The sequence below is a fragment of the Bradyrhizobium sp. Kon56 genome (assembly GCF_055807635.1).
Genome location: NZ_JBVVOU010000426.1, coordinates 1 through 269, shown reverse-complemented (window position 1 = coordinate 269; position 269 = coordinate 1). Strand labels below are relative to the sequence as shown.

The following is a 269-nucleotide window of genomic DNA, read 5'->3' as shown; positions in this document are numbered from 1 at the left end:
CTAGGAGCGATCTACTCAAAGCATTGGCAAAGCTGAAGCCGCCAATGGAAGAGCTATACATCCAAGAAGCTATTCATATCGAAGATAGTCTTCATGTCGATGATGGATTAGAAGTCCTTGATGACAGCAAGGTGTATGTAGACGAGCAGTCAATTATGAATGCGCTTAGCGCTGAAGTCTCCGCAGACTTTCAACGCTATAAAAAATTAGTTGAGAGCGGGGTCGGTGAATCCGAAGACCTTCAAGAGGTGATAAAAAGTTTTCGTTCG

1 protein-coding gene is annotated in these 269 nt (G+C 43.9%); it reads left to right on the top strand.

Translation table 11 applies throughout. The features are described 5' to 3' along the window. Nucleotides 1–269: hypothetical protein (locus AC0L3B_RS39545; RefSeq protein ID WP_473383258.1), on the top strand; the 269-nt coding region annotated here is incomplete at both ends.